At 51.4% G+C, this 26,585-nt stretch carries 29 protein-coding genes; 8 read left to right on the top strand and 21 right to left on the bottom strand.

Going from position 1 to position 26,585, the window contains the following annotated elements; translation table 11 throughout:
• Positions 1-97 precede the first annotated feature (97 nt).
• Positions 98-622 (bottom strand): GNAT family N-acetyltransferase, encoded by a 525-nt coding sequence (locus KNP78_RS11915; RefSeq protein WP_214824529.1) that lies wholly within the window; start codon positions 620-622, stop codon positions 98-100.
• A 35-nt stretch (positions 623-657) separates the two neighbouring features.
• Positions 658-1,500 carry a CPBP family intramembrane glutamic endopeptidase gene (locus KNP78_RS11910; RefSeq protein ID WP_214824520.1) on the bottom strand — a complete coding sequence of 281 codons (843 nt, stop codon included), beginning with the start codon at positions 1,498-1,500 and terminating at the stop codon, positions 658-660.
• A gap of 163 nt (positions 1,501-1,663) precedes the next feature.
• Here KNP78_RS11910 and KNP78_RS11905 point away from each other — a divergent pair, with 163 nt between their 5' ends.
• Complete coding sequence (locus KNP78_RS11905; RefSeq protein ID WP_251128541.1) at positions 1,664-4,021, top strand: bifunctional diguanylate cyclase/phosphodiesterase; 2,358 nt, start codon at positions 1,664-1,666, stop codon at positions 4,019-4,021.
• Positions 4,022-4,097: 76 nt separating this feature from the next.
• On the opposite strand, the gene KNP78_RS11900 is transcribed toward KNP78_RS11905, so the two are convergent.
• The 7 genes from KNP78_RS11900 to glmS all read right to left on the bottom strand — a co-directional run bounded on the left by KNP78_RS11900 (position 4,098) and on the right by glmS (position 12,167).
• Positions 4,098-5,243, bottom strand: coding sequence for a mannitol-1-phosphate 5-dehydrogenase (locus KNP78_RS11900; protein ID WP_214824517.1), 1,146 nt, complete (start codon positions 5,241-5,243; stop codon positions 4,098-4,100).
• The gene (locus tag KNP78_RS11895) at positions 5,243-5,674 is read right to left on the bottom strand and encodes a PTS mannitol transporter subunit IIA (protein WP_052090290.1); all 432 of its coding nucleotides are present in this window, start codon (positions 5,672-5,674) and stop codon (positions 5,243-5,245) included. The genes KNP78_RS11900 and KNP78_RS11895 overlap by 1 nt, the downstream gene beginning before the upstream one ends.
• A 44-nt stretch (positions 5,675-5,718) precedes the next feature.
• A complete protein-coding gene (locus KNP78_RS11890) occupies positions 5,719-7,140 on the bottom strand; it encodes a PTS mannitol transporter subunit IIBC (RefSeq protein WP_034781590.1) in 1,422 nt (473 codons plus the stop codon).
• Between the two features lie 166 nt (positions 7,141-7,306).
• Positions 7,307-9,340: a BglG family transcription antiterminator gene (locus KNP78_RS11885; protein ID WP_214824514.1), complete on the bottom strand. Its 2,034-nt coding sequence runs from the start codon at positions 9,338-9,340 to the stop codon at positions 7,307-7,309.
• On the bottom strand, positions 9,324-9,593 hold the full coding sequence (locus tag KNP78_RS11880) for a PTS sugar transporter subunit IIB (protein WP_214824512.1): 270 nt from the start codon (positions 9,591-9,593) through the stop codon (positions 9,324-9,326). Before KNP78_RS11880 ends, KNP78_RS11885 begins: the two co-directional genes overlap by 17 nt.
• 141 nt (positions 9,594-9,734) lie before the next feature.
• Positions 9,735-10,226 (bottom strand): DUF2798 domain-containing protein, encoded by a 492-nt coding sequence (locus KNP78_RS11875; protein ID WP_214824509.1) that lies wholly within the window; start codon positions 10,224-10,226, stop codon positions 9,735-9,737.
• Positions 10,227-10,370: 144 nt separating this feature from the next.
• Complete coding sequence (glmS, locus tag KNP78_RS11870) at positions 10,371-12,167, bottom strand: glutamine--fructose-6-phosphate transaminase (isomerizing) (protein WP_214824506.1); 1,797 nt, start codon at positions 12,165-12,167, stop codon at positions 10,371-10,373.
• Positions 12,168-12,579: 412 nt separating this feature from the next.
• Here glmS and KNP78_RS11865 point away from each other — a divergent pair, with 412 nt between their 5' ends.
• Positions 12,580-12,915, top strand: a complete 336-nt coding sequence (locus tag KNP78_RS11865) for a hypothetical protein (RefSeq protein ID WP_214824504.1) — start codon at positions 12,580-12,582, stop codon at positions 12,913-12,915.
• Between the two features lie 32 nt (positions 12,916-12,947).
• Here KNP78_RS11865 and KNP78_RS11860 read toward each other — a convergent pair whose 3' ends face one another.
• From KNP78_RS11860 to KNP78_RS11830, 7 genes are all read right to left on the bottom strand, one after another.
• The gene (locus tag KNP78_RS11860; RefSeq protein ID WP_214824502.1) at positions 12,948-13,706 is read right to left on the bottom strand and encodes an endonuclease/exonuclease/phosphatase family protein; all 759 of its coding nucleotides are present in this window, start codon (positions 13,704-13,706) and stop codon (positions 12,948-12,950) included.
• The gene (locus KNP78_RS11855) at positions 13,703-14,248 is read right to left on the bottom strand and encodes a P-loop nucleotide/nucleoside kinase family protein (RefSeq protein WP_214824500.1); all 546 of its coding nucleotides are present in this window, start codon (positions 14,246-14,248) and stop codon (positions 13,703-13,705) included. Before KNP78_RS11855 ends, KNP78_RS11860 begins: the two co-directional genes overlap by 4 nt.
• A 35-nt stretch (positions 14,249-14,283) precedes the next feature.
• The gene (locus KNP78_RS11850) at positions 14,284-14,754 is read right to left on the bottom strand and encodes a hypothetical protein (RefSeq protein ID WP_214754562.1); all 471 of its coding nucleotides are present in this window, start codon (positions 14,752-14,754) and stop codon (positions 14,284-14,286) included.
• Complete coding sequence (locus tag KNP78_RS11845; RefSeq protein WP_214824498.1) at positions 14,747-15,256, bottom strand: hypothetical protein; 510 nt, start codon at positions 15,254-15,256, stop codon at positions 14,747-14,749. Before KNP78_RS11845 ends, KNP78_RS11850 begins: the two co-directional genes overlap by 8 nt.
• A gap of 245 nt (positions 15,257-15,501) precedes the next feature.
• Positions 15,502-15,972 (bottom strand): hypothetical protein, encoded by a 471-nt coding sequence (locus tag KNP78_RS11840; protein ID WP_214824497.1) that lies wholly within the window; start codon positions 15,970-15,972, stop codon positions 15,502-15,504.
• Positions 15,956-16,405: a hypothetical protein gene (locus tag KNP78_RS11835; protein WP_214824495.1), complete on the bottom strand. Its 450-nt coding sequence runs from the start codon at positions 16,403-16,405 to the stop codon at positions 15,956-15,958. Before KNP78_RS11835 ends, KNP78_RS11840 begins: the two co-directional genes overlap by 17 nt.
• A 1-nt stretch (position 16,406) precedes the next feature.
• Entirely contained in the window at positions 16,407-16,835 is a 429-nt protein-coding gene (locus tag KNP78_RS11830; RefSeq protein ID WP_214824492.1) for a hypothetical protein, read from the bottom strand.
• Between the two features lie 638 nt (positions 16,836-17,473).
• On the opposite strand from KNP78_RS11830, the gene KNP78_RS11825 reads away from it, so the two are divergent.
• The 6 genes from KNP78_RS11825 (at position 17,474) to KNP78_RS11800 (ending at position 22,274) form a co-directional block, all read left to right on the top strand.
• A complete protein-coding gene (locus KNP78_RS11825) occupies positions 17,474-18,184 on the top strand; it encodes a GntR family transcriptional regulator (RefSeq protein WP_214824489.1) in 711 nt (236 codons plus the stop codon).
• A gap of 153 nt (positions 18,185-18,337) precedes the next feature.
• Entirely contained in the window at positions 18,338-18,685 is a 348-nt protein-coding gene (locus tag KNP78_RS11820; RefSeq protein WP_034781561.1) for a PTS lactose/cellobiose transporter subunit IIA, read from the top strand.
• Positions 18,682-18,990, top strand: coding sequence for a PTS sugar transporter subunit IIB (locus KNP78_RS11815; protein WP_021065302.1), 309 nt, complete (start codon positions 18,682-18,684; stop codon positions 18,988-18,990). Before KNP78_RS11820 ends, KNP78_RS11815 begins: the two co-directional genes overlap by 4 nt.
• Positions 18,991-19,005: 15 nt before the next feature.
• Complete coding sequence (locus KNP78_RS11810; RefSeq protein WP_214824486.1) at positions 19,006-20,412, top strand: GH1 family beta-glucosidase; 1,407 nt, start codon at positions 19,006-19,008, stop codon at positions 20,410-20,412.
• An 11-nt stretch (positions 20,413-20,423) separates the two neighbouring features.
• The gene (locus KNP78_RS11805) at positions 20,424-21,752 is read left to right on the top strand and encodes a PTS sugar transporter subunit IIC (RefSeq protein ID WP_034781555.1); all 1,329 of its coding nucleotides are present in this window, start codon (positions 20,424-20,426) and stop codon (positions 21,750-21,752) included.
• A gap of 339 nt (positions 21,753-22,091) precedes the next feature.
• Positions 22,092-22,274 (top strand): hypothetical protein, encoded by a 183-nt coding sequence (locus KNP78_RS11800; RefSeq protein ID WP_034781551.1) that lies wholly within the window; start codon positions 22,092-22,094, stop codon positions 22,272-22,274.
• A 48-nt stretch (positions 22,275-22,322) separates the two neighbouring features.
• Here the strand turns inward: KNP78_RS11800 and KNP78_RS11795 are convergent, their stop codons facing one another.
• The 5 genes from KNP78_RS11795 to KNP78_RS11775 form a co-directional block, all read right to left on the bottom strand.
• Positions 22,323-22,784, bottom strand: a complete 462-nt coding sequence (locus KNP78_RS11795) for a WapI family immunity protein (RefSeq protein WP_214824483.1) — start codon at positions 22,782-22,784, stop codon at positions 22,323-22,325.
• Between the two features lie 2 nt (positions 22,785-22,786).
• Positions 22,787-23,287, bottom strand: a complete 501-nt coding sequence (locus tag KNP78_RS11790) for a hypothetical protein (RefSeq protein WP_214824480.1) — start codon at positions 23,285-23,287, stop codon at positions 22,787-22,789.
• Positions 23,288-23,379: 92 nt separating this feature from the next.
• Complete coding sequence (locus KNP78_RS11785; RefSeq protein ID WP_034781545.1) at positions 23,380-24,732, bottom strand: GH1 family beta-glucosidase; 1,353 nt, start codon at positions 24,730-24,732, stop codon at positions 23,380-23,382.
• 21 nt (positions 24,733-24,753) lie between these two features.
• Entirely contained in the window at positions 24,754-25,680 is a 927-nt protein-coding gene (locus tag KNP78_RS11780; protein ID WP_214754577.1) for a carbohydrate ABC transporter permease, read from the bottom strand.
• 3 nt (positions 25,681-25,683) lie between these two features.
• Positions 25,684-26,583, bottom strand: coding sequence for a carbohydrate ABC transporter permease (locus KNP78_RS11775; RefSeq protein ID WP_034781543.1), 900 nt, complete (start codon positions 26,581-26,583; stop codon positions 25,684-25,686).
• Positions 26,584-26,585 lie beyond the last annotated feature (2 nt).

Genomic DNA, 26,585 nt, shown 5'->3' with positions numbered 1-26,585 from the left:
GAATGCCGACTTCTCACCATAAAAAAACACTCCCCAATCAGATAAACAGATTTGTTATTTCATCTGTCTACCTATTGGGGAGCATATCATATGCGAATCAGGTCTCTTTTTCTGTAGTCGTGCAACGCCAAATCTTATGCGGTGCGCCAGGTCCCCAGTAATGGTCAAGCGTCAACGTCGGCGGCCCGAGCCGCTTTTCCCAATAGGCTTGAGACGTCGGGAAGCCAGCATCCAAGTAAAACGCCGTCTGTCCGTTCGCTGACAATTGTCGTTTGATGTTCTCAATCAAGAAGTGACCTACCCCTTGACGTTGGGACGTAGGCGACACGTACATGCAACCGACTTCTGGCGTGTTCGGTTCGACGTCGATATGGGCAGTAATGATGTCATTGGGAGGTAAAATCGCCGCTGTACCCACGATGACGTCGTCTTTTACGACAACGAAAATTTGAACGGACTCGTCCTCGAAACTGTCCTGAACGGTCGTGTTCAATCGCTCTACTTCTTCATCCAATAGATCGGCATCCTCAAACTGTTCTCGCCGAATCAAGTCACTCAGACTCTCCATGAACAGTCGTTGGAGCGGTTTGACGTCTTCGCGGTCAAGCGGGCGAAAGTTCAATGTCTCCACTTCCCTCTAGTCCTGAATTGTACGTGCTAGTCTTTACCCGCGTCCCGATTGGGTGTAACGTTCGCTTGATGCGATCCTTCGACCGCTTCGAGTTGCTCGAGGTGATCATAACCGAGATGACCGTGTGTCTGCCAGACGAGGATGATCGCGGTCGTAAGGAGTAACAGCGTCAAGTGAAGAAATCCAATCGGAAACGCGCCCGGTTCAATTAACGGAACGAGCGTGAACGAGACGTTGAACATCGTGTGCAATAAGAACACAGACCATAAGTTCATCGTCGTGACGTTATAGAGCCACGAAATGATAAACGTGAACGCCAGAATTGCCGAGCCATACGCCCAAAACGGGATCAATGACTGCCCCGTCCCCGCCATGAAGAAGAGCGGAATATGCCAGCCCGCCCAGATGACGCCGACGAACAGGCTCGCCTTGACGGGCGTGACTTTCAGTTGAAACGCATCGAGCAAATATCCGCGCCACCCGTACTCTTCTTGGATTGTTCCCCCAAGGAACAACATGTAGAGGAAATAGGGAACAACGAGCCATGGACGTTCGAGTAACGACGCGCCATCGGCATCGGACCACCAATAGGCAATCAAAAACAACACAGGCAGGAACAAGAGGCCAAACGCGTAATAGCGAACGGGCATCTTCCACTCGAACCCTCGCTTCCAAAGCGTCTTCACTCCTAACCAGCCATTCTCTCGGAACGCCATATAGCTCCCCGCCAGGCTTGGACCGAATGCCCCAATCACGACAATCACCTGGATCGGTAATCCGGTCCACATATACAGCCCCCACCACGCCAGCCATGAGAACCCGAACGCGATGAGGAGAAACAGAATGATTTCTTTTTTGGTCGGAATCAACGCGTCCCCCTCCTTCTACACGTAGTTTACCCGCTTTCTGCCTGGCTTCCCTATTTCACGCAAAAAATATTTTCAACAAGTGAAGCAAAATGATAGGTGGGCTTTTGTTTTGCGGGGTATAATTAGAATTACTATAAAAAATACATTCTTTAGCGAGGTACACATGGAACCAGTAGTCGAACACTCGATGAGTCATAATGTTTTTCTTGTGATTCTCTCTTATATTATCGCCGCCGTTTCTGCATACGCCGCCATCGAGCTGGCACGGCGTGTCAATTCAGCGAACCGTTCCGTCCAGAACGTGTGGATCTTAGCTGGAGGTGCGACGCTCGGTCTCGGGATCTGGTCGATGCATTTTATCGCCATGCTCGCGCATGAGGCGTTGCGACCGGTCACGTATTCGATCCCGCTCGTCCTATTTTCCGTCATCATCGCCATGGCCGGCTGTATTTTCGGCTTCTTGATCGTCTCGCGTCGCACGACCCGCCCCGCTTTGATCGGTGCCGGGGTTGTGATGGGCGGCAGTATCGCGAGCATGCATTATGTCGGCATGGCCGCCCTGCAAGGTGTAGTGACTTCGTATAATCCATGGCTTGCGGCGTTATCGATTCTGATTGCGATTGGCGCCTCTCTCGTCGCCCTCTGGATTGGTTTCTTCTCGAAGTACGCCAAGCAAAAGATCGATCTCGAATTGAAAGTATTTTTCTCGTTGCTGATGGGCATCGCCATCTTCGGCATGCACTTCGTCGGGATGCTAGCCGCGTCGTTCACGTTCGTCGAGACGGATTCTCCGTTCGCCAATGCGATCGAACCGTCGTTACTCGCTTGGCTCGTCACGGCAATCACAATTCTCTTGTTCGCAATTTTCTTCCTGTCACTCACGCTCGATCGTCACCTTCGCAAACGAGAGTTCATTCAAGCGACGATTCTTGAGTCGACGACGGATGCCGTCGTCACGACGACGAAAGATGGAATGATCCAATATGCGAACACGGCCTTCTATCGCTTGTTTGACGAAATCGAGGAAGATGCTTTTTTCCAAGACTATCATCCGTCGCTCACGATCAATCAACCGTTTTATGAACCACGGCGCGTCGACATCGATGACCGAACGATCGAAGTGACGAGTTACCCACTCAAAGGCGAAACGATGGACCAGATGCTTTGGTTCCTCCGTGACGTCTCAGAAACAATCGCCTCACAGCGTCTCGTCGAACATATGGCGTATCACGACACGCTCACGGATTTGCCGAACCGGCACAAGCTCGAACGTATTCTCGCCGAACATATTCAAATCGAGGACCCGGTCGCTTGTCTCTACATCGACATCGATCGTTGGCGGTTCTTGAGCGACATGCTCGGTCATCATGGTTCGGACGAATTGACGATGCAAATCGCCGAACGCCTGCAAGTGACGATTCACCCGGACGACATATTGACACGCGTCGGGTCATCCGAGTTCATCATCTTGTTGTTCGACAAGCGGAGTACGCTTGCCAAACAGAAGGCAGAGAAATGCATCAAAGCCATCTCTCAGCCGTTCGATATCGACGGCACGACCGTCGAACTGACGATGAGTGCCGGAGTTAGCCATTATCCGAAAGACACGACATCGGCCGAGGAGCTCGTTCAATACGCCCGCCTCGCCGTCCACGAATCGAAACGGACCGGAAAGAATCAAATTAAAGAGTTCGAAGACGAGTCGAAGCACCAAATCCTTCGTACCGTCGAGATCGAGAAGGCGCTCACGCATGCGCTCGACCGGAACGAGTTCACACTCGTGTATCAGCCGAAAGTGTCGCTGACGCAAAACCGGCTCGAAGGCGTTGAGGCGCTGCTTCGTTGGAACAACCGCGAGCTCGGTCACGTGTCACCGACCGACTTCATTCCAATCGCAGAAAACACGGGCCTCATCCATCCGATTGGCAGTTGGGTCATGCGTGAGTCTTGCCGAGCCTGGGTGCGCTGGAAGAAGTCTGGTGTGAAACCATTCACCCTTTCGGTCAACGTCTCGCCGCTCCAATTCGCACGTGAAGATTTCGTCGAGTCACTCCAAGCCATCTTGGATGAGACCGGGATGGACCCGATGTTCCTCGAATTGGAAGTGACGGAGTCGTCGATGCTGTCATACGAGGCGTCGACACGGGAGAAACTTGCCCAGCTCCATCAGTTCGGCATCTTGATCTCGCTCGACGATTTCGGGACCGGCTACTCGTCGTTCCGTCAATTGCGGGAGCTCCCGGTCCAAGTGTTGAAGATCGACCGGTCGTTCATCGTCAACTTGTTCACGGACCGGAACCAGGAAGCCATCGTCCGTTCGATGATCCAGCTCGGCCATAACCTTAATATGAAAGTGCTCATGGAAGGCGTCGAGACGTCAGATCAACTCGAATGGTTGCTGAACGAACAGTGTGATTACGTTCAAGGTTATTACTTCAGTCGTCCCCTTCGTGAGAAGGACGTCGTGAAGCACGTCAAATCGGTCACCACTTATATTGAGTTCGGGAAAACCCGAGCTTGAGGAGACTGCAGCCCTGCGCTGCAGTCTTTTTGTATGCGAAAAATCTCCCATGCCGCTCGGGCATAGGAGATTTGATTTACGAGACTTGCGCTTTTTCTTGTTCGCGAATCAAGTGATATTGTTCGAGGATCAGCTTCGTCAACGTATCGTCCTCATGCAATTGAAGATATTTTTCCACCGTCGAGACGATGCCATCTTCTTCGATGGACACATAAAGTTCAGAAGATTCTGAATCATCAGGGTTGTAATAGGTTAAGGCAGCTGCGATCCCGTAGGCCAGTTCGTTCGGTTCGATGCCGTTGTCGATGAGTTCACGGGCCGGTTTGACGAGCCGGTCACTCGGTCCGAGCTTCCGAATCGGTGAGCGGGCGACGCGTGAGACTTCATCTTTCAACTTCGGATTCTCGAACCGCTTGATGATCTTTTGAATGTATTGGCTATGTTCTTTCGCCTCGAACCCGTACTTCTCGAGGAGAAGCCAACCGGTCTCATACAAGGCACCTTGTACGACTTGACGGACACGGCGGTCTTTCAGCGCTTCGTCGATCGTCGCTTTCCCGAACAAGGAACCGATGTACGACGCGATGGCGTGACCGGTATTGACCGTGAACAGCTTCCGCTCGATGTATGGCCCAATCTCGTCGACCCACGTCACACCTTGAAGCGGGGGCCGCTCGGCCAATCCTTTCGTCTCGATGACCCATTCGTAAAACGTCTCGACCTCGACGAACAGCGGGTCCGCGTGTTGCTGCAACGGGACGATCCGGTCGACGGCCGCATTCGGGAACGAAGCATTGGCCGTCCCGATACCACCTGATGCTTCGATCGCTTGATGAAGTGATGCGCTACCACCGATCATGTTCTCGCAAGCAATCACATAAACCGGTGCCGACGTCTCTCGGTCACGGAGCCCTTCGCTGATGAGGGGGGCGACTCTCGGTAGCAGCGTCGGTCCGACCGCGGTCGTGACGAGATCGGCCTCGGCGATGAGGGCGATGACGCGTTCCGGGTCGGTCAAACTGTTGACGCCGCGGACCCGATCGACGACGACGTTGTCGACGCCTTCTTCGGCAAATCCGACTTCATAGAACCGTTTGTCTTCTAACGCCTGGATGACGGTATCATTGATATCGACGAACGTGACCTCGTAGCCGCTCTGATTAAGCAACAATCCGATAAACCCACGTCCGATATTCCCTGCTCCGAAATGTACGGCTTTCATTACGCCACCTCTTCCATGAATAACGACAAAATCTCTTCTTTCGTCTTCGCCTGTACAAGACGCTCGACATTATCCTCATCTGAACAGATGACTGCGATTTGGGACAGGAGTTCCAAATGTTCATCATCCACACCAGCAATCCCGATGACGAGTTTCGCCGTCTGGCCACCGAAATCGACGCCGGCCGGCACTTGAAGGATGGAAATCCCCGTCTTTTGAACGGCGGATTTCGCTTCCTCAGTCCCGTGCGGAATCGCGACTTGGTTCCCGATATAAACGCTTGATAGCGCTTGACGTGCATGCATCGCTTGGACGTAAGCCGGAGACACGCATCCGGCTGCTTCTAACACTTCACCGGCTGCGTCGATCGCTTCGGCCGACGTGTTGAACGATTGGTTGAGTCGAATCATCTCTGTCTGAATGAATGGCATTTTAGTTCCTCCTATACCTTAAGCCTTTGTCTCTGTCTGTTGTGTTATGAGATTTTGCTGCGTTCTGCTTTGATTTCTTCAATCAATTGATCGTAGTAGTCTGCGTTCAAGAAGTTCGTGACCGAACGGTGAATCGCATCCGGCACTTGTGCCTCGGCCCGGTCCGTCAAATCCTCATGGGTGATGATGAATTGAGCGTCTTTCGGCAATTGACTGATTGACGTGTTCGTGACTTTGATTGGCAAATTCGCCTTGTTCACTTTATTGCGAAGTACCGAGGCACCCATCGCGCTCGAACCCATCCCGGCGTCACAAGCGAAGATGATGTGATCGACTTTATCGAGACGGTCGTGAACGAGAGCTGACGCATACGACTGTTTGCCTTTCATCGCGCTGACGTTTTGTGTCGCTTCTTCGAGTGACACTTCTTCGGCCGCACTTGATTTCAAGATGACGCTGGCCACGGCGAACGTGACCGCTGCCGACAAGAGAATCCCTGTCACAAGTCCGAGGTATGAACCGCGTGACGCCATCGCAAGGATTGCAAAGATACTACCTGGTGACGCTGGTGCGACGAGACCGACATCGAATAAGACGAATGTGAAGACCCCTGTTGCGCCCCCTGCGATCATCGCAAGGATCAAGATTGGTTTCATCAAGACGTATGGGAAGTAAATCTCGTGAATCCCACCGAGGAAGTGAATGATCGCTGCCCCTGGTGCCGTCCGTTTGGCCGCACCTTTAGCGAACACCATGTAAGCGAGCAGTAAACCAAGACCTGGTCCCGGGTTTGCCTCAAGTAAGAACAAGACCGATTTCCCGGCGTCCGCCACTTGATCGACACCAAGCGGGCTCAAGATCCCGTGGTTGATGGCGTTGTTCAAGAACAAGATTTTCGCTGGTTCGATGAATAGACTGGCGATCGGCAACAGTTTCGCGCCGACGATCCAGTCGACACCGGCTGCCATGACTTTATCAAGGCCGCTCATGATTGGACCGAACACTTCGAAGCCACCGATCATGAGAAGACCACCGATGATACCGACCGAGAAGTTGTTGACGAGCATTTCAAATCCAGCTTTGACTTTGCCTTCGATGAGGCGGTCAAATTGTTTAATGACATATCCACCGAGTGGACCCATGATCATCGCACCGAGGAACATCGGAATGTCCGTCCCGACGATGACCCCCATCGTGGCGAGTACCCCGACGACTCCGCCTCGTACGTCATGAATCAACTTACCGCCGGTGAACCCGATCAAGAGCGGTAACAGATACGTGATCGTCGGACCGACGAGTTCTGCTAATTTTTCATTCGGCCACCAGCCCGTTGGAATGAAGAGGGCGGTGATGATCCCCCAGGCGATGAAGGCGCCGATGTTTGGCATGACCATTCCGCTCAGGAAACTCCCGAACCGTTGTACTTTGACTCGAACCCCGCCCGAGCCAGCTTGCGCATTCGCCATGTATAAAACCTCCAGTCGATTATTGTGAAAGGTAGATTGTTGTAGTGTAGCTAACCGGTTTGTGCTCTACACTCGTATTGTAGTCTCAGCGTAAGCGCTTTCTCAATTCAATCCAGTTCATATTTTGGCAACATTCTGTGCCAAATAAAAAAATGACCACGGCGGGTCATTTCTCGTGCAGCGTGTCTTGAATCATTTTCTTCATACATTCATGAAGCAAGAGACGCAGTTCTTTCTTTGAACCGTTACTGTATAAGTTCATATGTTGTTCGCTCTCAATCAATGATCCGCTGACGGCACTGAGGAACTGGAGTTCGACGTCCGCTGCCTCTTCCGGTGCGAGCAGGACGAGCAGACGCGATACCGGTTCGGTCGATTGGTCCATCATGAGGAGCGGGATCGATTGATTCAAGTCGAAAGCGAATACACTCGCTCGTTCAATCGAGGCGTGACGCCCATGGAACAAGGCCAGTTTCGTGCCCGGGATCCCAAGCCCCGCCACTTCATGACGCCGGAGCAGTTGGGCCGATAACTGGATGCCGCTTTGGACAAGTCCGCGTTCTTCTAGATGCGTCCCGATATCGAGCAAGATGTCTTCAAGTCGGTCGCTATTATCGAGCGTGACGAGATCGAACTGCCGGTCCATCCGTTCGAACGTCTCGACGAGGGCACCGAGTTCATTGAAGTCGAGCATCGTCGAGTGGCTCTTCTCTTTCGTTTGGAACGACTGTGGGAGCGATAACAGCAAGTGGCGGACGCGTTGCACTTCTTCGTTCGTCAACAGCGGGTTGACGATGAGCGTCGGCACTGATAACGGCGGCAACGGCACGGTCGACAAGATAACGTCATAGTCGTCGAGTCGATGCTGTTCGAGCCCGAACAACGACGAGTTGACGACGTCCTGCATCTCTGGAAACTCTTGTTTGACCCGGTTGACGAGCATCTTCGAGGAGCCGAGACCGGCCGAACAGACGACAAGGGCTCGATATTCCCGGCGCCGAACCGGTTTGACGAGCGCGGCGGCGAAATGCATCGCCCAAAACACCGTCTCTTCTTCCGTGAACGTGTTTGTCCCGAAGACGATATCGGCCGCCTGTTGAATCGCCGAACGTAAATGCGGATAGTCACGGTCGATGTGCGGACGAACCGTATCCGTATCCGGAAGGGCTTGGGTGTGCATACTCGATAAGATATGGGCCAGCAGTCCTTTTTCGAGCGCGGCATCGTCCGTGAAGGCGAACCCGTGAATCAGTGAAACGTGATGGATGAGCTTATGGACGCGGATCTGCATGACCCAGCGTTCTTCCTCATCTTCTTTCATCTGTTCCTTCAACGACCGGAGCCGGTTCGCTTCTTCAGCGAACCAGACCCGCTCCGCCATCGAGAACGGCGTCCCGAGGGCCGTCTCCATATCAGACGCGACCTTCAAGTAATCGTCCGAACGGCCTTTCGTATACATCTCGAGGAAGAAGCCGGCGTCCAGACGGGCTTGTTGCACGCCATAGGCGAACGTCACCCGCATGATGGTCCGATCGTCCATCCGCTCATACGGATGTTCCTTTAGATAGTCATAACCGTCACGAAGCGCCTCGAGCATAACGTCACACGGGACGGTCTTCAAAAAGGTCGGGATGTAGTCATCCTCCCCACGCACGAAGCGATAGAACGCGAGCGTGTCCCAATGAGCGAGCAGCGCATTGATCATCAGCTTCCGCTTCTCGGCTTCGAGGCCGAGCACCCGCGCGCCAACCCCTTTTTTCCGCTCGACTTCAAGGTGATACTCATCGAACCAACGATCGAGTTTCTCCAAGTCTTGTGTGAGCGTGCTCGGAGAGACGTGCATCTGTTTCGCGACCGCCTGCAGCTTGAGCGTGTCTTTTTCAAATAGAAGCCGCCAGGCGAGTTCGAAGATGCGGTCCTCGGCCGTCGGAATCGCCTCGGCCGACAAAATCAAGTCTTCCCGTAGTTGCTGTTTCGCGTCGGAACGCCCGATGAGACTGAGGCCGTGCCCGCGCTGCCAAGCGAGTTCCAACTCGAACTCGCGCAAGATGCCCTCGAGCAGTTGACGCTCCCGTTGAATCGTCCGCTCAGACAAATTGACCGCTTGCGCGATCTCCGCGAGCGGTGTTGATGTCTCCGTTGCCAATAGATGTAGTAAAATCGAGCGCTCTCGGGCGCTCCACTCATGTTTCATATCCATTCACCCATTCCTCGACGAGTTGTCGATATTCCGTGAGCGATAACATGTGTCTGACCGAGCGAACGTGCGCGGTCGGATGATCGACCGTCTCAGTCCCGGCTTGATAGATAATCCAATCCACGTCTTCCGGGATGTCCCGATACGTGCCGTGTTGAATCACACACGACAATTTTCCCGAACACGCTTCGGCAAACAGCTTCGCCGCCATCGCGCTCGTGACGAACCCGCATGGACAGGCAATATATACGTTCATGTCAGACCTTCTTTCATCGCTTATCTTTATCTAACCATACGATGCAACCGCTTACTCCACCTACTATTTTGCTTGTTGGCAAAGATATCGGCAAGCAGTAAAAAGCACCTTTCCTCAATCGGAAAGATGCTGTGTCTAAAGTTAGGCGGTCTTCAAGCGATTCCGTGCATGAATCGACTTCATGACGGCACGGGCAATCGGTTGGGCGAACAACAACTCGACCCAGAACGCGATACCGAAATTGCGGAACCACGTCGGGAAGAAGTGTTGCAACGTATCAAAATTGATCTCCCCCATCCCGATCCACGGTCCGATGATCGTCATGAACAATGAGATCAGCGAGACGTTCAACACGATGTTCAATAAGATACGGGCGTTAAAGCCATCCATTTCTCCGGCAAATCGTTTGAATAGCATCCCGGCTGCCGGTTTGACGATGAAGCGAATCAAGATCATGAGCGCGATCCAGGCGAACGGGATGATTTTGAGCGTGTCGATATAATGGGCGACACTAAAGCCGCGTTCCATCCCGACGATGATCGGCGCGATCGTGTTCACGGACAAAATCGAAATGATCAGCATGAACAAGACGCCTTCTTTTGGACTTTGAGGTAATCGGTCTTCTTGGTACATAAGTAAGCCTCCATACAACATATGATTTCAGAGGGTAGACGTATCTTGCGACATATATTTTCGGTCTATGACCGATATCTCTACAAACTGATTTTCATAGTGTAGCAAGTTGGAGGCCTGCTTCGTAAGCATTATTTTTTGAAATTATTCAACCGTCACCGATTTCGCCAAGTTACGCGGTTTATCGACGTCACAGCCACGTGCGAGCGCGGCGTAATACGCCATGAGTTGAACCGGTAACACCGTGATGAGCGGGGCGAGAATCGGTTCGACGTGCGGCAAGATGAACTCATCGTTCTCATGCTCGACGCCTTGCATCGAGATGATACACGCGTTCGCACCACGGGCGACGACTTCTTTGACGTTGCCGCGAATGTTCAAGTTCGTCTTCGGTTGCGAGATGAGCGCGATGACCGGTGTGCCATCTTCAATCAAGGCGATCGAACCGTGTTTGAGCTCTCCGCCCGGGTAGCCTTCTGCTTGGATATACGAGATTTCTTTTACTTTGAGCGCGCCTTCGAGACAGACCGACGCATCGAGTCCGCGTCCGATGAAGAACGTCTTCGGTGTCGTCTTCAAGTAGCGGTCCGACAAATCTTCGAACAGCTCTTTTTGTGACATGATCGAGTCCATGATCGTCGCGACGCGCGCGAGTTCCGGCATCAATTCGAACGGCAACTCTTTCCCGTTCGCGCGGGCGATGTCGTAGGCGAGAATCGCGAGCACGGCGATTTGGGCCGTGTATGCTTTCGTCGACGCGACCGCGATCTCCGGGCCGGCGTGGAGGAGCATCGTCTCGTTCGCTTCACGTGAGAGCGTCGACCCTGACACGTTCGTCATCGTGAGCGCCTTGTAGCCGCGCTTCTTCACTTCGACGAGGACGGCCCGGCTGTCAGCCGTCTCTCCAGACTGTGACAAGAAGACGAAGAGCGGACGTGAACTTAAGAGCGGCATATTGTAGCCGAACTCTGACGAGACGTGGACCTCGGTCGGAATGCCGGCAATTCGCTCAAGGATGTCTTTTCCAACGAGCCCAGCGTTATAACTCGTGCCACAGGCGACGATATAGATGCGGTCCGCTTCCGAGACGAGCGAGCGCACGCCTTCCGTGAGCTCGATGTCACCGGCGTCGTTCTGGTAGTGCTGGATGATGTTGCGGATGACGGCCGGTTGCTCGTCCATCTCTTTCAACATGTAGTGCGCGTACGTCCCCTTCTCGATGTCTGACGCATCGATCTCGGCCGTGTACGGGGCACGTTCGAGGACCTCGCCGTCGAGTGTCTTGATCGTCGCCGATTCGCGCGTCAAGATGACGATCTCGCCGTCGTGGAGCTCGAGGTACTGGTCCGTCACTTGGAGCATCGCCATCGCGTCAGACGCCACGACGTTGAACGTGCCGTCGCCGAGTCCGACGAGGAGTGGTGACTTGTTCTTGCCGATGTAGAGGCGCTCTTGATCCTCCGAGTCGATCATCGCGATCGCGTATGAGCCGTGGAGCTCAGCCAACGTCTTGCGGAACGCCGCCTCAACGTCATTTAGCACGACGAAGTTCTTCTCCATCAACTGGACGATGACTTCCGTGTCCGTCTCCGAGAGGAACGGGACGTCGAGCGTCGCCTTGATCTGCTCGTCGTTCTCGATGACACCGTTGTGGACGAGCGTGAAGCGGCCCGTCGTGCTTTGGTGCGGGTGGGCGTTCGGGACGCTCGGCACGCCGTGTGTCGCCCAACGTGTGTGGCCGATGCCGATGGCGCCTTCCGCTTCGACCGGTACGATGTCACGAAGTGCGGCGATGCGACCGACTTCTTTGAATACATGGACATCATCACCGACGAGCGCGATTCCGGCTGAGTCGTAGCCCCGATACTCGAGCTTCTCCAACCCTTTTAATAAAATCTCTTTCGTTCCGACTTGACCAATCATTCCTACAATTCCACACATAACAATTCTCCTCATCGATTCGATTTCTCGAAAAAGGAAACGGGCTTTTTAGAGTGCTGTCAACGTGTTCCTCATTGTCCGTCCGGTCACCCGAACGTTTTAAAAGAACACTTTTAGTCGTGACAGGCGACTAGGAGGCATCCGCCGAAACATCGATTACCCCCACCTCGTCAACTCCTTAGAGTTCTGGCGCTTTTCCTTCATAGCTGGCCGTTTCTCCAGATACCCTTTCATGCTAGCGGTTCTAGATGTAAACGAATAGCGATTTTGTCACAACGCGCTTCAATACTTTTTTACTGTTCATGTAAAAGTCACCACTTTCACTAAAAAGCTACTTTTTTCAACAGGCTTGTCTCGTCGAGCTGGTTCGGTCATGATGGAAGTATCTATTAGATGGAGTGGAGGAATGGCTATGAACATCGTCTTTCTCGTCATCGGCATCATCTTATCGACCGCATCGAAATGGCTGCAAATCGAAGGACAGAGTGAAGTTGGGGACTTTCTCGTGTTTCCGGCCGCCTTTTTCTTGGCGCTCGCGCTCTTGTTCAGCTTCCCGTTCTTTAAAGAATGGTGGGATGACCCGTCGCTTCGCCCGAAAGCGTATCGCTTTGCCGGACTTGCTGCCGGCGGTGTCTTATCGTTTCAGCTCTTCGCTTGGCTTCTATTCGGACAAGGCGAGTGGATTGGGAGTTTCTTCTTGATTCCGTTCCTCATCTGCCTCTACTTCGTCATCCGTACGTTTAAATGAAAAAAGGGGAGCGCCTAAGCGTTCCCCCTTTTTTAAGAGATGTCGATGTCGAGTAGGACCCCATAATGATCACTCGGCAGCACGTCGGTGATCGAATCGGACGTCTTCCCAAACACGTCCACGCTCGAGATGAGCGGGACCTCCCCTTCGTCGTGACGCAATAACATCCAATCATAGCGTGCTGGTTGTTTCTGCAAAGAATCCTGCTTCAAATACGGATTGTGTCCATAATCCAGCGTCGGCTCATCCCCACCACGATCACATGTGGCGACATCGATCCAACGATGTGCGGTCAAATCACGATAAATCTCCGACTGCGGATTGTCATTGAAGTCACCACATAGCAGCTCGTAACGTTCTCCCTCACCAATCCAATCGCGGACCGCCTGCACTTGTGCTTCCCGAATGACCGGCGACCTCCAATTCAAATGGACGTTCGTCAATCCGAACGCGTGACCTCCTGCTTGAAACGTCACCCGCATCGCACAGTAGTTCGCTTCTTCTAACTCGTGGTGCCAAATCGCATCATTCGTATCGAGCGGAATATTACTTAAGACAGCGAGCCCTTCATCGGGTGAGTCCGGATAGGCGAGAAATACGCAAAACGGATAGCCCGTTTCGTGGGCGATTTGCTCGGCCACACTGATGCCTTGCTCCCCTTCCACATGCGTTTTGACTTCTTGAAGCGCCAGCACATCGGCGTCAATCATCTTCACTGTGGCACAGATGGACTCGATCCGCTCCGACCATAATGTCGGATTGTTCCAGAGGTTGAACGTCGCAATCCTCATGTACTGGCTCCACTTTGTTGCAAATTTGTCAGCACGAATTGTTCGCTTTCTTGAAGCTGTTGAATCGTCTCACTCCACTCACCGACCGTGTTGTCTAAATAGTAACGGTCCGGTGCACCCGAGCTTAGAAACTCATTCCGCAATATGATGACCCGCTCCCCCATCTGCGCATCGCTCGGCCGGTGTTGATCACGTTGGACGTGAACGTCTTGCTCCGCCCATAAGATGACGTAGCGCACTTCAATACCTTGTTCAATCCAGTGCGCCGTGTAGCGCTTCACATCTTTCCAAAACGCGACCCAATCCACGACGACGTCATAGCTTGCCTCAAGAAAATTATTGGTTAAAGATACGATGTTCTTCCATACCAGGTCGTTCGCCCGCTCCGATTCCCATGGCCTTTCACGACCGGACACCGTCATATGACTGATGTCGTCACCAGACACATATGCACTCTTCTCCATGTCTTGAGCGAGCCGTCTCGCCGTCGTCGACTTTCCGACACCAGCCGGACCTGAAATGATCCATACCTTCCGCTTCATCAATTGTTCCCCCTTCAACATGTAAAAGGAAGCGCCTAAGCGCTCCCCCACTTTTGCTCTTCTCTCAATTCGGCTTCCGTGACGTAGTGATCGTCGAGCTGAGCCATGTGACGCTCGTACAGACGATGCTCAAGAATAGCGAGCACGTATGCTCCTAGCCCAATCAAAGCGAACGTTTGGAGTGTAATCAAATCCGTGAGCAATGCATAAACCCACACTAGGAATAATGGTAGCGTCACGAGTCCAAAGATGGAGTTGAGATGGATGAGGCGCTTTGCTGCATCCGACTTCAAAAACTGCTTTTTGATGTTCTCGCGTTGCCACATCTTACGAAAATCAGGAAGACCCGCTGCGACACTGAGAAATATGACTGTCATTGGTGAGAGCCAATTATACTCTAATGAGAAAAATAGAAGTGCGGCCAACACCGCTGACAAGAACACTTGTGTGGAATGCTTTCTCTGATCGAACGCCGTCAATTCTCGCATTTGGCTGCGCTTATCCATGTTTTCGTTCCTTCTCGATCTCACGGGCTTCCCGAATCAGTTTTAAATCCTCTCCCGTTAAATAATGACCGTCGTGCTTTTGGATGATACGGTCGAGCCATCTTCCCAAAAAGGCAGCTCCCCAGAAAAAGGCTTGCGACAACAAGAATGTCTGGAACGTTTGTGGTTGTGTCGTCTCATAAAATACGACGACCCCGTAGTATCCGATTGCGCTAAACCCAATCAAATAAACCGTGTACCGCAGCGTAAGCAGCTTTCGTGCTTTTTCGTTTTTCACGAACCGGAGCCACATGAGGAATCGAGTCGTTTCGATGCTAATCAACATAGCGAAAATCGCTACTAAGAACACTAGAAAAAACGAATCGGGCATCTCCCAGTACGATGCGTAAACGAGCATCCCAACGATTGCAGAAACAGCCAGAATGCCAAAACCCCAACCGGTCCACTTTTCAAATCGCAGAATCGTATCAATTTGTTGTTTTGATTGTGGTGATAACTCCATTCAACTCATCCTTTCGATTACTTGATCATATGCCGGCATCGTCGGATCACACGCCGTTTTTTTTTGCTAAATGACACACTCGAACCGTTTTATCAAATACTTGACCGCCGGAAAAGTAAGTTAAGAAGCGAGGAACATATAGAAAGATTGTGAGCCCGTCGATTCACTCGTCAAAAGTATGGCTAGCATCGTAAACCTTTCGTCACCACACTTCTACTTTTTTAAAATCGTATTGATTTGTAATTTTATTTTTGGCGATAATCCCATGAGTCTTTCTCTTTTTCCAATATATCTGAATAGGTTAGCAACTGCGGTTGATGCAGCTCGATTCGTTGTTTCCATTTTTTCTCCCGATAAGATCCTGTTAAATTCCAAAGGGCGACTACGCCGCCAGTTAAAATAAAGGCACCCTCGTTTACGTACAGCGGAATGAACAGCGCAAATAATGAAGCGGCTCTAATCCAGCAGTCAATGAGTCGGTAACGTAACACCTGCACGACAGCTTGATGTTCGGCAAAATGACGTACGACTCGATATTCCATGTATCCTTTATAGGCCATTCCCATAGATACGACTAACATGACTGGGATGACCCACGTCGCCTGTGTCCATAACATAACGACTAACGAGATCAAGAAAATGAATAGTATCGGCCAGCCAAAGAGCCGTTCGAATTGTTTGGCACGTTCTAACGAGATATCAAATTGACGATCCATTTGGGACCTTCCCTTCAATCACTTCCTCATACGTCGGCATTTCTGGTTCGACCTGTTTGAGTTTTTTGACAAACCACTTCTGCCGAATCGGACTCAAGGCTCCCCATATCCCAAAAAAGAGACCGATCAAGAGACCGAGATCTTCCGCTGTCAGCAGCGTCACCATGAGTGTCGTCAACAAAAACGCGTCCATCAGTTCAAACACGTATTGGAGAATAAGGATTCGATGAGCCTTAGGATGCTCCGTCATCCTCCACATGATGCGCATTTCTTTATAGCCTGTCGCGATGATTATGAAAGAGACCGAACCCATGATGGGAATGAGCCACATTTTCTCCAGCAAGAGGGCGACGATGACGGCTGTGACATATAGTATCAACACCGGAACACTATATCGCCGCATCTGTTGAATCCATTTCACATCTCGTTCCATCTTAGATCGCCTCCTTGTCTAAATGTTTATACTCTATATCATGACGTTTCGTTTGCATTTCAACGTTCCACGTCCATAGTACGGCCCCTCCGATGAAGGCCGTGACCCACACATAAGTCACGTTTGCCGTGAACAAAAGTTGATGATTTAACGCGAGAAAAAAAGCGACACTGTTCACGCCGTCTCGCGCAAGTTGGCGTCTATACAATCCCTTCAATTCTGGGTGGAATGTTAGGCGCATACGATAACGTTTCATATATAAAATATTGAGTGGAATGAGTGTAAACGCGATGTACAGGGCGCCCCACTTGAGGTCATCCATCCACAAATCAATCGGTAGCATCAGGACGAAAAATGTTCCAAAAAGACCAAAAATCCATTGATCAAAAAGTCGGTTCCATGCCCTCTCTTGTGTCATCCGCTCATTCATCGCTTGTGTCGTTCCTTCTCTGATTGCTCTAACAATGGGAGACGTTCACTTAACTGCTTCTGGAATGATCGACCGAACACTACCCATAGGAGCAGTACAATGAATATCGTCAAACTGTCATATTGCAAGAAGAGGAGCGCTACGGTTATTGAAATGAGAATCGTCGAGTTCACCAAATCATATGCGAAATCCCACTTAAGTAAGCGCACTAAATCTTGTTCGCTTATATGCGCACGCCGCATTCGATACTTTTTCACATCCAACACAATCATGGCGATTCCAATCACGACAAGCGGAATGGTCAACCATAAATAACTTCCGAAGAAGGATATAGCGAGCGCCATAAATGCGAACGCAAGGGAAGCATAGCTTATGCGAAGAGGTGACTTCCCCCATGTGTCCTCCTCCATATACCAACGTGTCTCTTTCACTTAAGGCACACCCTTTCATTACAATCCTTACCTTACTGATACGTGCCCTATCCTCTAATTGTTTCATATTTTCCAAATATTCTCGCAATGAATCGTTCGACGTTTTTCAACAATTGCCGAAGGATTGTCCGCCACCCTGATTCAATTTCTGATATACTGATAGCGTATTCATACCTACAAATTTTCATGTGAAAGGTGCAGACCCTGATGGCTCCAAAGTATAAACAAGTCGCCGAACAGATTGAGACGGACATTATGAATCACGTCTATCAACATACGAACAAGCTCCTCACCGAGGACGAGTACGCCAACAAGTATGGCGTCAGCCGCAACACGGTTCGAAAAGCGATCGAGATTCTCGTCAACAAAGGGTACGTCTATCAAGTCCAAGGGAGCGGCGTCTTCGTCCGTGACCATTATATGAGCGATTACGTGAACCTCGAGAAGTTGCAAGGTCTCACGAGCGACTTCAGTGGACGGAAAGTCGAGACGCAAGTCCTTGATTTCGAATTGACGACAGCGAACGATGAAGTGGCCGAACGGATGAAGTGCAACGTCGGGACGCCCGTCTACTACGTCAAACGTCTCCGGCTCGTCGATGACCATCCGTTCTCGGTCGAGGACTCGTATTTCCGAAAAGACCTCGTCGTCTATCTCGACCGGAACATCACCGAGAAGTCGATCTACAACTACTTCCGCAACGACCAGAAGCTCGCCATCGGTTTTGCCGACCGTGTCATTTACGCCGACTTTTTGAACGCGGAAGACGCGGCACTGCTCGGGCTGAAAGAGAACGATCCGGCCCTTCTCGTCGACAACACCGTCTATTTGACGAACGGTCAAATCTTCGACGTATCGCGCTCGACACATCATTTCCGCCATGTTAAGATGCTCAAAGTCTCTAACATCAAGTCCTAAACGCATTCGAGAGATTGTTCTCGTGTGCGTTTTTTCATGTTCACATTTCGGACGAAAAGAAAGGGTTTACATGTAAGCGGTATCGTGCTACTATCAACTTGTAGAATTTGTACCTATGAATTTTGGTTATCCATACAAAAAAGGAGAGATACTATGGTTTCTGAAACAATCGAAATTACTCCCGAAGACATCTTCGGTTTAATCGCTCTCTCAGGCGACGCCAAAGCGAGCTACCATCACGCGATGCTGTTGATGCAAGAAGGCAAAGCAGATGAAGCGGCTGAGGCAGTAAAAGCTGGTGACGCGACATTGAAAGAAGCACACGCTATCCAGACGAAATTCGTCACACTCGAGGCACAAGGGAAAACGGCTACGGTCGGCGTTCTCATGGTGCACGCACAAGATCACTTGATGAACACGATCCTCGTTAAAGAGATGCTCGGCTATATGATGAACATGCAAAACGAAATCAACCAATTGAAAGGAATGGATCAAAAATGATGAAAATCGGACTCTTCTGTGCAGCAGGTATGTCAACAAGTATGTTAGTAGAAAAAATGAAAGCGGTTGCCGCTGAACGAGGCCTTGAGGCTGAAATCGCTGCTTACCCAGAATCAGAAATGGAAACGTACGTGGATAACCTCGACGTCGCGCTTCTCGGACCACAAGTCAAATACTTGCTCGCGAAAGGCAAACAAATCTGTGAGCCGAAGGGCGTTCCAATCGACGTCATCAACACTGTCGACTACGGCATGATGAACGGAACGAAAGTATTAGACCACGCATTGAAACTCGCGAATAAATAAACTGAGGTGACCACTTTGAAAATGCCAAACAATTTCTTGTTCGGCGCTGCCTCGGCTTCTTACCAAGTCGAGGGCGCATGGAACGAGGACGGGAAAGGACTCTCGAACTGGGACGTCTTCTCGAAAATTCCTGGGAAAACATTTGAAGATACAAACGGCGACGTCGCAGTCGACCATTACCACCGTTATAAAGAAGACATCGCGCTCATGGCGGAGATGGGACTCGAATCATATCGCTTCTCAATCTCATGGCCGCGCGTCTTCCCGAACGGCACAGGTGAAGTGAACGAAAAAGGACTCGAGTTTTACAACAACTTGATCGATGAGTGCTTGAAGCACAACATCGTCCCGTTCGTGACACTCTACCATTGGGACCTCCCGCAAGCGCTTGAAGAAAAAGGCGGCTGGAAAAACCCAGAGACGGTTGACGCATTCGTCCGTTTTGCCGATACTTGCTTCCAATCGTTCGGCGACCGTGTCCGTCACTGGATCACATTCAACGAAGCGGTCATCTTCTGCTCGCTCGGCTACTTGACTGGGGCACACCCGCCCGGTATCGAAGGCGACGTCAAAGGATACTTCCAAACGACACACCACGTCTTCGTCGCTCACGCTCGTGCCGTCGAGTTGTTCAAACAAAACGGATATGAAGGCGAAATCGGAATCACACACGTGTTCAACCCGGCCTTCAGCATCGATGACGCCGAAGAGAACAAATTCGCTGAAATGCACGCGAATGCCTACTCGACGCACTGGTTCTATGACCCGATCTTGAAAGGTGAATATCCAGCATACGTCGTGAAAGGACTCGAGGAGCAAGGCCTTCTCCCTGAAATGACAGACGAAGAGCTCGACCTCTTGAAGCGCACGGCTTCGATGAACGACTTCATCGGCCTCAACTACTACAGCCCGCAACGCGTCATGAAAAATGACTCGGTGCTCGTCATGGCCGGTGGCCGCGAGAACTCGACAGGCCGTCCGGGTAACCCTTCATTCGATGGCGTCTATAAGACGGTCATGATGGATGACAAGGTCTACACGAAATGGGCTTGGGAAATCTCACCGGAAGCGTTCCTTGACGGCATGCACATGCTCAAAGATCGTTACGGCGATGTGAAAATCTACATCACAGAGAACGGTCTCGGTGATGTCGACCCGATCGTGGACGGAGAAATCGTCGACGACGCTCGAATCGAATACATCGAAGGTCATATCCGCGCCGTGAAACACGCTGTCGAACAAGGTGTCAACGTTGCAGGTTACTACGCTTGGTCGGCCATCGATCTCCTCAGCTGGCTCAACGGATATAAGAAGCAATATGGCTTCATCTACGTGGACCACGCCAACGGACTTGCTCGTAAGAAGAAAAAATCGTTCTACTGGTACAAAGACATTATCGCTACTCGCGCTGAAAACCTATAAGGAGGTTCCCCATGAGCCGCTTAGAAACCGTATTTGAAAAATTCACGCCAGGGTTCGTTCGTTTCGCGAACGCCAAGCCCGTCCTTGCAATTAAGGACGGGTTCATCCTGACGATGCCGATGACGATCATCGGGTCATTGTTCTTGCTCATCCTCGCGCTCCCGATTCCAGGCTGGGCCGAATTCATGTCAGGTCTGTTCGGAGCCGATTGGACGCTCCCGCTCACGCAAGTCGTCGGTGCGACGTTTGACATTCTCGCCTTGATCGGTGTATTCGGAATCGCTTACTCGTACGTGAAAAATGAAAAGATCGAAGGCGTACCAGCTGGTATTCTCGGAATCATCTCGTTCTTGATCATCACGCAAGCGTCTGTCCTCTCTGAAGGTGGAGAAACAGTCGGCGGAGTCATCCCGAAAGTATGGACAGGCGGACAAGGTGTCCTCGCTGCCATCGTCGTCGGATTGGTCGTTGGATTTATTTATTCGCAGTTCATCAAACGCGGCATCAGCATCAAAATGCCTGACGGTGTTCCACCGGGCGTATCGAACTCATTCTCAGCACTTGTCCCTGGTCTTGCGATTATCACACTTGCGGTCGCGACGTTTGCGACTTTCCAAGCGGTTGCAGATCGTACGTTCACTGAAGTCGTCTATGACGTGCTTCAAGCACCACTTCAAAACTTGACCGACACACTTGCCGGAGCCGTTATCATCATGGTGCTCATGTCAGTCATGTGGTGGTGTGGAATTCACGGAGCTGCCATCATCATGGGTATCATGGGACCACTCCTTACAGCGAACGCGCTTCAAAACCAAGCAATCCTTGATTCAGGTGAAACACTCGTTGCCGGTGAGAACGCGAAAATCGTTACAATCCAGTTCCTCGACGTGTTCACGAAGCTCGGTGGATCAGGAATCACAATCGGATTCATCATCGCGACACTCATCGTCGCCCGTTCGGCTCACTTGAAGCAACTCGGTAAGCTCTCACTCGCACCAAGTCTCTTCAACATCAACGAGCCGGTCATCTTCGGGATGCCGATCGTGTTCAACCCGATCATGTTCGTACCATTCGTCATCGTTCCAGCGATTGCTTCGTTCATGGTGTACTTCTCAATCCTTTGGGGCTGGGTCGACCCGTTCAACGCGCTTCAAGTGCCTTGGACGACACCACCGGTCATCTCTGGTTTCTTGATCGGCGGATGGCGTGCAGCGCTCTTACAGATTGTAACCATCGCTATGGCCGTAGCCGTCTACCTCCCGTTCGTCCGTATGCAAGACCGCGTGTCGTATGGTGAAGAGTTGAAAGCACAAGAAGACGCAGACAAAGCGTCAGCCTAAGCAAAAAACGACAGCCCTTCTCAGCGATGAGAAGGGCTGTTATATTTGGGGAAACAAGTAATAATTTAGGTGGTTATCAGACATTGTCTACTCAGTCGACACGACTTAGGAATGAGGAAGAATTTCTATGACGAGAAAGAACCTGCACTGGATCGCGTTTGCTATCGCTATTTTGCCTACGTTCGCTCTAGCGATGGCTATGATTGTCGGATTTCAGTTATCAAGAGAAGACACGAGAACTATCTTGTCTATAGCTTACGGGCTATCGGTGGCCCTACTCTTGATTTCTCTTCTTCTACCTAAGATAGTTACTAACAAATAGATAAGGAGTAACTGGATATGAAAAACTACACCCCTAGCTTCATGATCTTATCGAGCGCAGCGCTCGCCTTCGGGCTTGGGTTCAAATCCATCGTCCCGTACGCGATGTTGATTGGCATCGGGCTACATATGATTTTTCTTCTATGTGCCGCCTACTCGTTAGGCAAGTATCGGGCCAATAAATCACAACTCGATTCGTAACGCCATGACACTTACTGTCACGGCGTTTTTTTCATCTGTTTCGTCTTATTACAAATCACTCTCACGTTCCCGGATTGGAAATTCAGCAGCGATGTCTCGCAAGCCTTTTAGGAAGCGTTCCACGTTCGCTACAGAGGTTTCAAAGTTAATATCAAGTTCTTCCGTCTCGTCCCCGAGCGGGTGCTCCAGATGGCCTCGCACGTCCACCTCCTCCCCATCGCCGTCTCTCCTCGTCACCGTCAAGCGGATATACGGTTCTGTCGGTTCGAACTCGACTTCTTGCATGTCACCCGCTACGAACGACTCGAATACCGGTATGTAGTGAGCGACAAGCAGACTGTCGAGCATAATGTCATCGAACGTGATCCGATGGTCCGGTGCATGAAACCCGACCCAATTCCGATGCCACGCCGCATCATGGATGTTGTCGGCGTCAGGATAGGCATACGCATAGCTCTCGATCGTCACATCAATCGTTTCGTCACGCGACGCCAACTTCGTGAGCGCCATCGTCAACCGTCCTTCCTGAGCGAATAGCCGTCAATCTCCTGCAACCGCATCCGTTTCTGATCGACAGCTGCATGAACGATGACCGTCACGCCTGGGTTGAGCTCCATCATCTTCTTGATTTTCGTCAAATCGTCGCCTTTGATCTCGACCGGCAAGACGAATTCGCCTTCCTTCAAGTGGATGAACTTGATCTTTCCTTTGTCGTCATAACCTGTCACTTCATACGTTGCATACTCGCGTTTCATCAACATCTCCCCTTCTTCCGAATCAATCTCCACACCGAGATCACGAATTTCCCGTTCCCGTTCAATCCGTTTATTCCGTTCCATCAGTCCTCTCACGCCTAAAAAAGAAGAGAACAACACAAAAAAGATCACGAGGACATTTGAATAGACCAACCCATAGAGCAACCCGTACATAAACCAGCACAGCAACGACATCATCATAAGCGTGGTCGTCTTACCCTGTTCCCGCTCTTGATTCGTTCTATGGTGTGACGCCATCGTCCGTCCTCCTCTCCCTACTTCATACGTTCCCCGCTTGAATCGGTTCCACACAAAAAATCCATCCCTGTAGCGGCAGGGATGGATCCATCTTACGCCTCGACGCTATCCGCGTGTTTGGCTTTATGGTCACCGATGACGCCGGCGTACCATTTCGCGCTGTCTTTCCAGACGCGCTCTTGCGTGTCGAAGTCGATGTAGAGGATGCCGAAGCGTTTCTCATAACCGAAGCTCCATTCGAAGTTGTCCATGAGCGACCAGAGATAATATCCGGCGATGTTCATGCCTTCGTCGTTCAAGTCGGATACGGCTGTGAGGTGCTTTTTGACGTAGTCGATGCGTTTATCGTCATGGACTTCGCCGTTCTCAAGCACGTCGTCGTAAGCCGCGCCGTTCTCTGTGATGATGATTGGAAGGTCTGTGTACTCGTTACGTAAGCGACGGATCAGGTCTTTGAATTCGTTCGGGGCGATATCCCAGCCCATGCCCGTCTTGTCGTAATCGGAGTACGCAGCCACCGTCATGAAGTCGTTCGCCGCGCTGAACTCAACGAGTCCGCGGCTGTAGAAGTTGATGCCGAAGAAGTCGCACTCTGTCGAGATCGTCTCCATGTCACCTGGTTTGATGAAGTCGTACGTATGAACATATTTCGCGAACAAGTTCATCATGTCGACCGGATACTGACCTTTGAACACTGGATCGAGGAACCAGCGATTCGAGTAACCGTCCGAGTTGTTTTGTGCGAGTCGGTCGTTCACCGAGTCCGTCTTGGCGTAAACCGGTGACAAGTTGAGCGTGATGCCGATTGGTGTCGTCGACTTCAACTCTTGTTTCAACAGTTCGACCGCTTTTCCGTGCGAGAGGAGCATATGGTGCACGGCGCGAACCGCTTCGTTCATGTCGCGATGTCCTGGAGCGTGGACACCGACGTGATAGCCGAGGAAGCCGGCACACCATGGCTCGTTGTGCGTGATCCATGAGTCGACGATGCCGTCGAGCTCATCGAAACATACTTTGGCGTAGTCGAGGAACCAGTCGACCGAGTCGCGGTTCACCCAGCCACCTTCTTCATGTGCCCACATCGGGAGATCCCAGTGGTAGAGCGTGACGGCCGGCTTGATGCCTTCCTCACGGAGGCGTGTCGCGAGCGTCTTGTAGAACGCCATCCCAGCTGGATTGAACTCACCTTTCGCCGGGAAGATACGCGGCCATGCGATTGAGAAGCGGTACGTGTCGACACCGAGCCGTTTGATGTGCTGGATGTCTTCCTCGAAGCGGTGGTAGTGATCGCACGCGACGTCACCGTTATGCTTCTCGAACACGCGTCCGTCGATGTCGCAGAACATGTCCCAAATCGACGGGGTGCGCCCGTCTTCGTTATGCGCGCCTTCAATCTGATACGACGAAGTCGCGGTCCCGAAGACGAAGTCTTTATTGAATTGCATAGTGTGTTCCTCTTTTCTCTATTATTCTTTGACCGCACCAGCCGAGATACTGCTGACGATGTATTTCGACATGAACAAGAAGGCGATCATAATCGGCACGACCGAGATGGCGATACCGAGGTAAAGGGCACCGAGGTTCTCGGCGACTTGCGAACCCTTCAAGAAGCCCATGAGGACCGGCAACGTGTACTTCTCTGGTGAGAACAAGAGCACGAGCGGCATCAAGTAGTTGTTCCATGAGCCGATGAACGTGAAGATCGACATCGTGGCGACGGCCGGCATCATCATCGGGAGTGCAATCGTATGGAAGATGCGAAGCTCGCTCGCGCCATCGATCCGGGCCGCTTCAATCATACTGACGTGAAGCGTGGCCTGGGTGTACTGCCGGATGAAGAAGACGACGAACGGACTCGCAATCGACGGGATGATGAGCGGGATGAACGAGTCGAGAATGCCGAGCGTTTTCGAAATCTCGTAGAAACCGATGAGTCCGAGTTGTCCCGGTACCATCATCATGACAAGCATGAAGATGAACATCACATTTTTCCCTTTGAAATCGTAGAAAGCGAAACCGAACGCTGTCATCGCCGAGAAGTAACCAGAGAGCAATGTGACGAGCACAGCGATGATCAAGCTGTTCTTGAAGCCGTTCCAGATGTTGATGTAGTCACTCAAAATCGCATAGTTCTCGACGAGTGCCGTCCCCGGGAGAAGGGAGAAACCAGACATGATTTCTCCGTTCGTCCGTGTCGCGTTGACGAGCATCATGAGGAACGGGATGAAACAGACGATCGTCAAGACGATCAAACCCGTGTAGATGACACCACGGCTGAGCCATTTTTTCTTTTGCTTTTGCTTCGGTGGATCCACTTGGCGGGGTGTTTCCTCGCGTGGCGGCTGCACTTCGCTGTCGGCGAGCATACGCCGTGATTCTGCATTTTGTTCCATTGCTTATGCTCCCTTCTGCGCAGCGCGTTCTTTGCGGAACATGCCTTTGAAGACGACCGCCGAGAAGACGAGCGTGATCAAGAACAAGCCGTAAGCGACCGCTGACGCATAGCCGTAGTTGTTATACTTGAATGCTTGGTTGTACAAGTAAAGGACCATCGTGTTCAGTGATCCATCCGGTGCACCAATTCCGTCCGTCAAGAGGAGCGGAAGATCGAACAATTGGAGTCCACCGATGAGTGACGTGATCATGATGTACAAGAGAATCGGTTTGAGTAGTGGCAGTGTGACATACGTGAACATTTGCCAACGGTTCGCGCCATCGATATGGGCTGCTTCGAAAAAGTCTTTTGAAATTCCCGACACACCGGCCATGACGATGATGAACGAGTGACCGAACCACATCCATGTCAAAATGAGTGAGACGGACAGTTGTGCCGTCACCGGTTGCGATAACCAGTTGATCGGGTCAGAGATGATCCCAAGTTTCAAGAGGATCATGTTGAGTGAACCGTGCTGCCAGTCGAGCAAGATTCCGAACAAGAGCGCGACCGAACTGATCGTGATCAAGTTAGGCAGATAGAAGAACGAACGGAAGAACGCGAGGCCCTTCAGTTTTAGACGAAGATCTGAGAACAGGAGTGCCAAAAGCAGTGCAAGACCGATCTGTAAGGCAAAGTTTACTCCCCAAATCTTGATCGTATTGACGAACGCCTCGATGAAGTACGTGTCAGTCAACAGGCGCGCGTAGTTCGCAAAGCCGACGACCTCTTCTCCTTGGCTGCCGGTATAGTTGGTGAAACTGTAGTACAGGGTCAAGAAGACCGGATAAATACTGAATGTCAAAAAGACGACCCAAAACGGGGCAATAAAGGCATAGCCATAGCGGTCTAGTTTTTTCACGT

This window comes from Exiguobacterium sp. s28 (assembly GCF_018618135.1).
Classification (GTDB): Bacteria; Bacillota; Bacilli; order Exiguobacteriales; family Exiguobacteriaceae; genus Exiguobacterium; species Exiguobacterium mexicanum_A.
This window is presented reverse-complemented; position numbering and strand designations above follow the sequence as displayed.

Excerpts from the sequence above, each read along its gene's own strand:
- KNP78_RS11905 (WP_251128541.1), top strand. The coding sequence starts at position 1,664 with ATGGAACCAGTAGTCGAACACTCGATGAGTCATAATGTTTTTCTTGTG.
- KNP78_RS11900 (WP_214824517.1), bottom strand. The coding sequence starts at position 5,243 with ATGAAAGCCGTACATTTCGGAGCAGGGAATATCGGACGTGGGTTTATC.
- KNP78_RS11895 (WP_052090290.1), bottom strand. The coding sequence starts at position 5,674 with ATGCCATTCATTCAGACAGAGATGATTCGACTCAACCAATCGTTCAAC.
- KNP78_RS11890 (WP_034781590.1), bottom strand. The coding sequence starts at position 7,140 with ATGGCGAATGCGCAAGCTGGCTCGGGCGGGGTTCGAGTCAAAGTACAA.
- KNP78_RS11885 (WP_214824514.1), bottom strand. The coding sequence starts at position 9,340 with ATGGATATGAAACATGAGTGGAGCGCCCGAGAGCGCTCGATTTTACTA.
- KNP78_RS11880 (WP_214824512.1), bottom strand. The coding sequence starts at position 9,593 with ATGAACGTATATATTGCCTGTCCATGCGGGTTCGTCACGAGCGCGATG.
- KNP78_RS11875 (WP_214824509.1), bottom strand. The coding sequence starts at position 10,226 with ATGTACCAAGAAGACCGATTACCTCAAAGTCCAAAAGAAGGCGTCTTG.
- glmS (WP_214824506.1), bottom strand. The coding sequence starts at position 12,167 with ATGTGTGGAATTGTAGGAATGATTGGTCAAGTCGGAACGAAAGAGATT.
- KNP78_RS11865 (WP_214824504.1), top strand. The coding sequence starts at position 12,580 with ATGAACATCGTCTTTCTCGTCATCGGCATCATCTTATCGACCGCATCG.
- KNP78_RS11860 (WP_214824502.1), bottom strand. The coding sequence starts at position 13,706 with ATGAGGATTGCGACGTTCAACCTCTGGAACAATCCGACATTATGGTCG.
- KNP78_RS11855 (WP_214824500.1), bottom strand. The coding sequence starts at position 14,248 with ATGAAGCGGAAGGTATGGATCATTTCAGGTCCGGCTGGTGTCGGAAAG.
- KNP78_RS11850 (WP_214754562.1), bottom strand. The coding sequence starts at position 14,754 with ATGGATAAGCGCAGCCAAATGCGAGAATTGACGGCGTTCGATCAGAGA.
- KNP78_RS11845 (WP_214824498.1), bottom strand. The coding sequence starts at position 15,256 with ATGGAGTTATCACCACAATCAAAACAACAAATTGATACGATTCTGCGA.
- KNP78_RS11840 (WP_214824497.1), bottom strand. The coding sequence starts at position 15,972 with ATGGATCGTCAATTTGATATCTCGTTAGAACGTGCCAAACAATTCGAA.
- KNP78_RS11835 (WP_214824495.1), bottom strand. The coding sequence starts at position 16,405 with ATGGAACGAGATGTGAAATGGATTCAACAGATGCGGCGATATAGTGTT.
- KNP78_RS11830 (WP_214824492.1), bottom strand. The coding sequence starts at position 16,835 with ATGAATGAGCGGATGACACAAGAGAGGGCATGGAACCGACTTTTTGAT.
- KNP78_RS11825 (WP_214824489.1), top strand. The coding sequence starts at position 17,474 with ATGGCTCCAAAGTATAAACAAGTCGCCGAACAGATTGAGACGGACATT.
- KNP78_RS11820 (WP_034781561.1), top strand. The coding sequence starts at position 18,338 with ATGGTTTCTGAAACAATCGAAATTACTCCCGAAGACATCTTCGGTTTA.
- KNP78_RS11815 (WP_021065302.1), top strand. The coding sequence starts at position 18,682 with ATGATGAAAATCGGACTCTTCTGTGCAGCAGGTATGTCAACAAGTATG.
- KNP78_RS11805 (WP_034781555.1), top strand. The coding sequence starts at position 20,424 with ATGAGCCGCTTAGAAACCGTATTTGAAAAATTCACGCCAGGGTTCGTT.
- KNP78_RS11800 (WP_034781551.1), top strand. The coding sequence starts at position 22,092 with ATGAAAAACTACACCCCTAGCTTCATGATCTTATCGAGCGCAGCGCTC.
- KNP78_RS11795 (WP_214824483.1), bottom strand. The coding sequence starts at position 22,784 with ATGGCGCTCACGAAGTTGGCGTCGCGTGACGAAACGATTGATGTGACG.
- KNP78_RS11790 (WP_214824480.1), bottom strand. The coding sequence starts at position 23,287 with ATGGCGTCACACCATAGAACGAATCAAGAGCGGGAACAGGGTAAGACG.
- KNP78_RS11785 (WP_034781545.1), bottom strand. The coding sequence starts at position 24,732 with ATGCAATTCAATAAAGACTTCGTCTTCGGGACCGCGACTTCGTCGTAT.
- KNP78_RS11780 (WP_214754577.1), bottom strand. The coding sequence starts at position 25,680 with ATGGAACAAAATGCAGAATCACGGCGTATGCTCGCCGACAGCGAAGTG.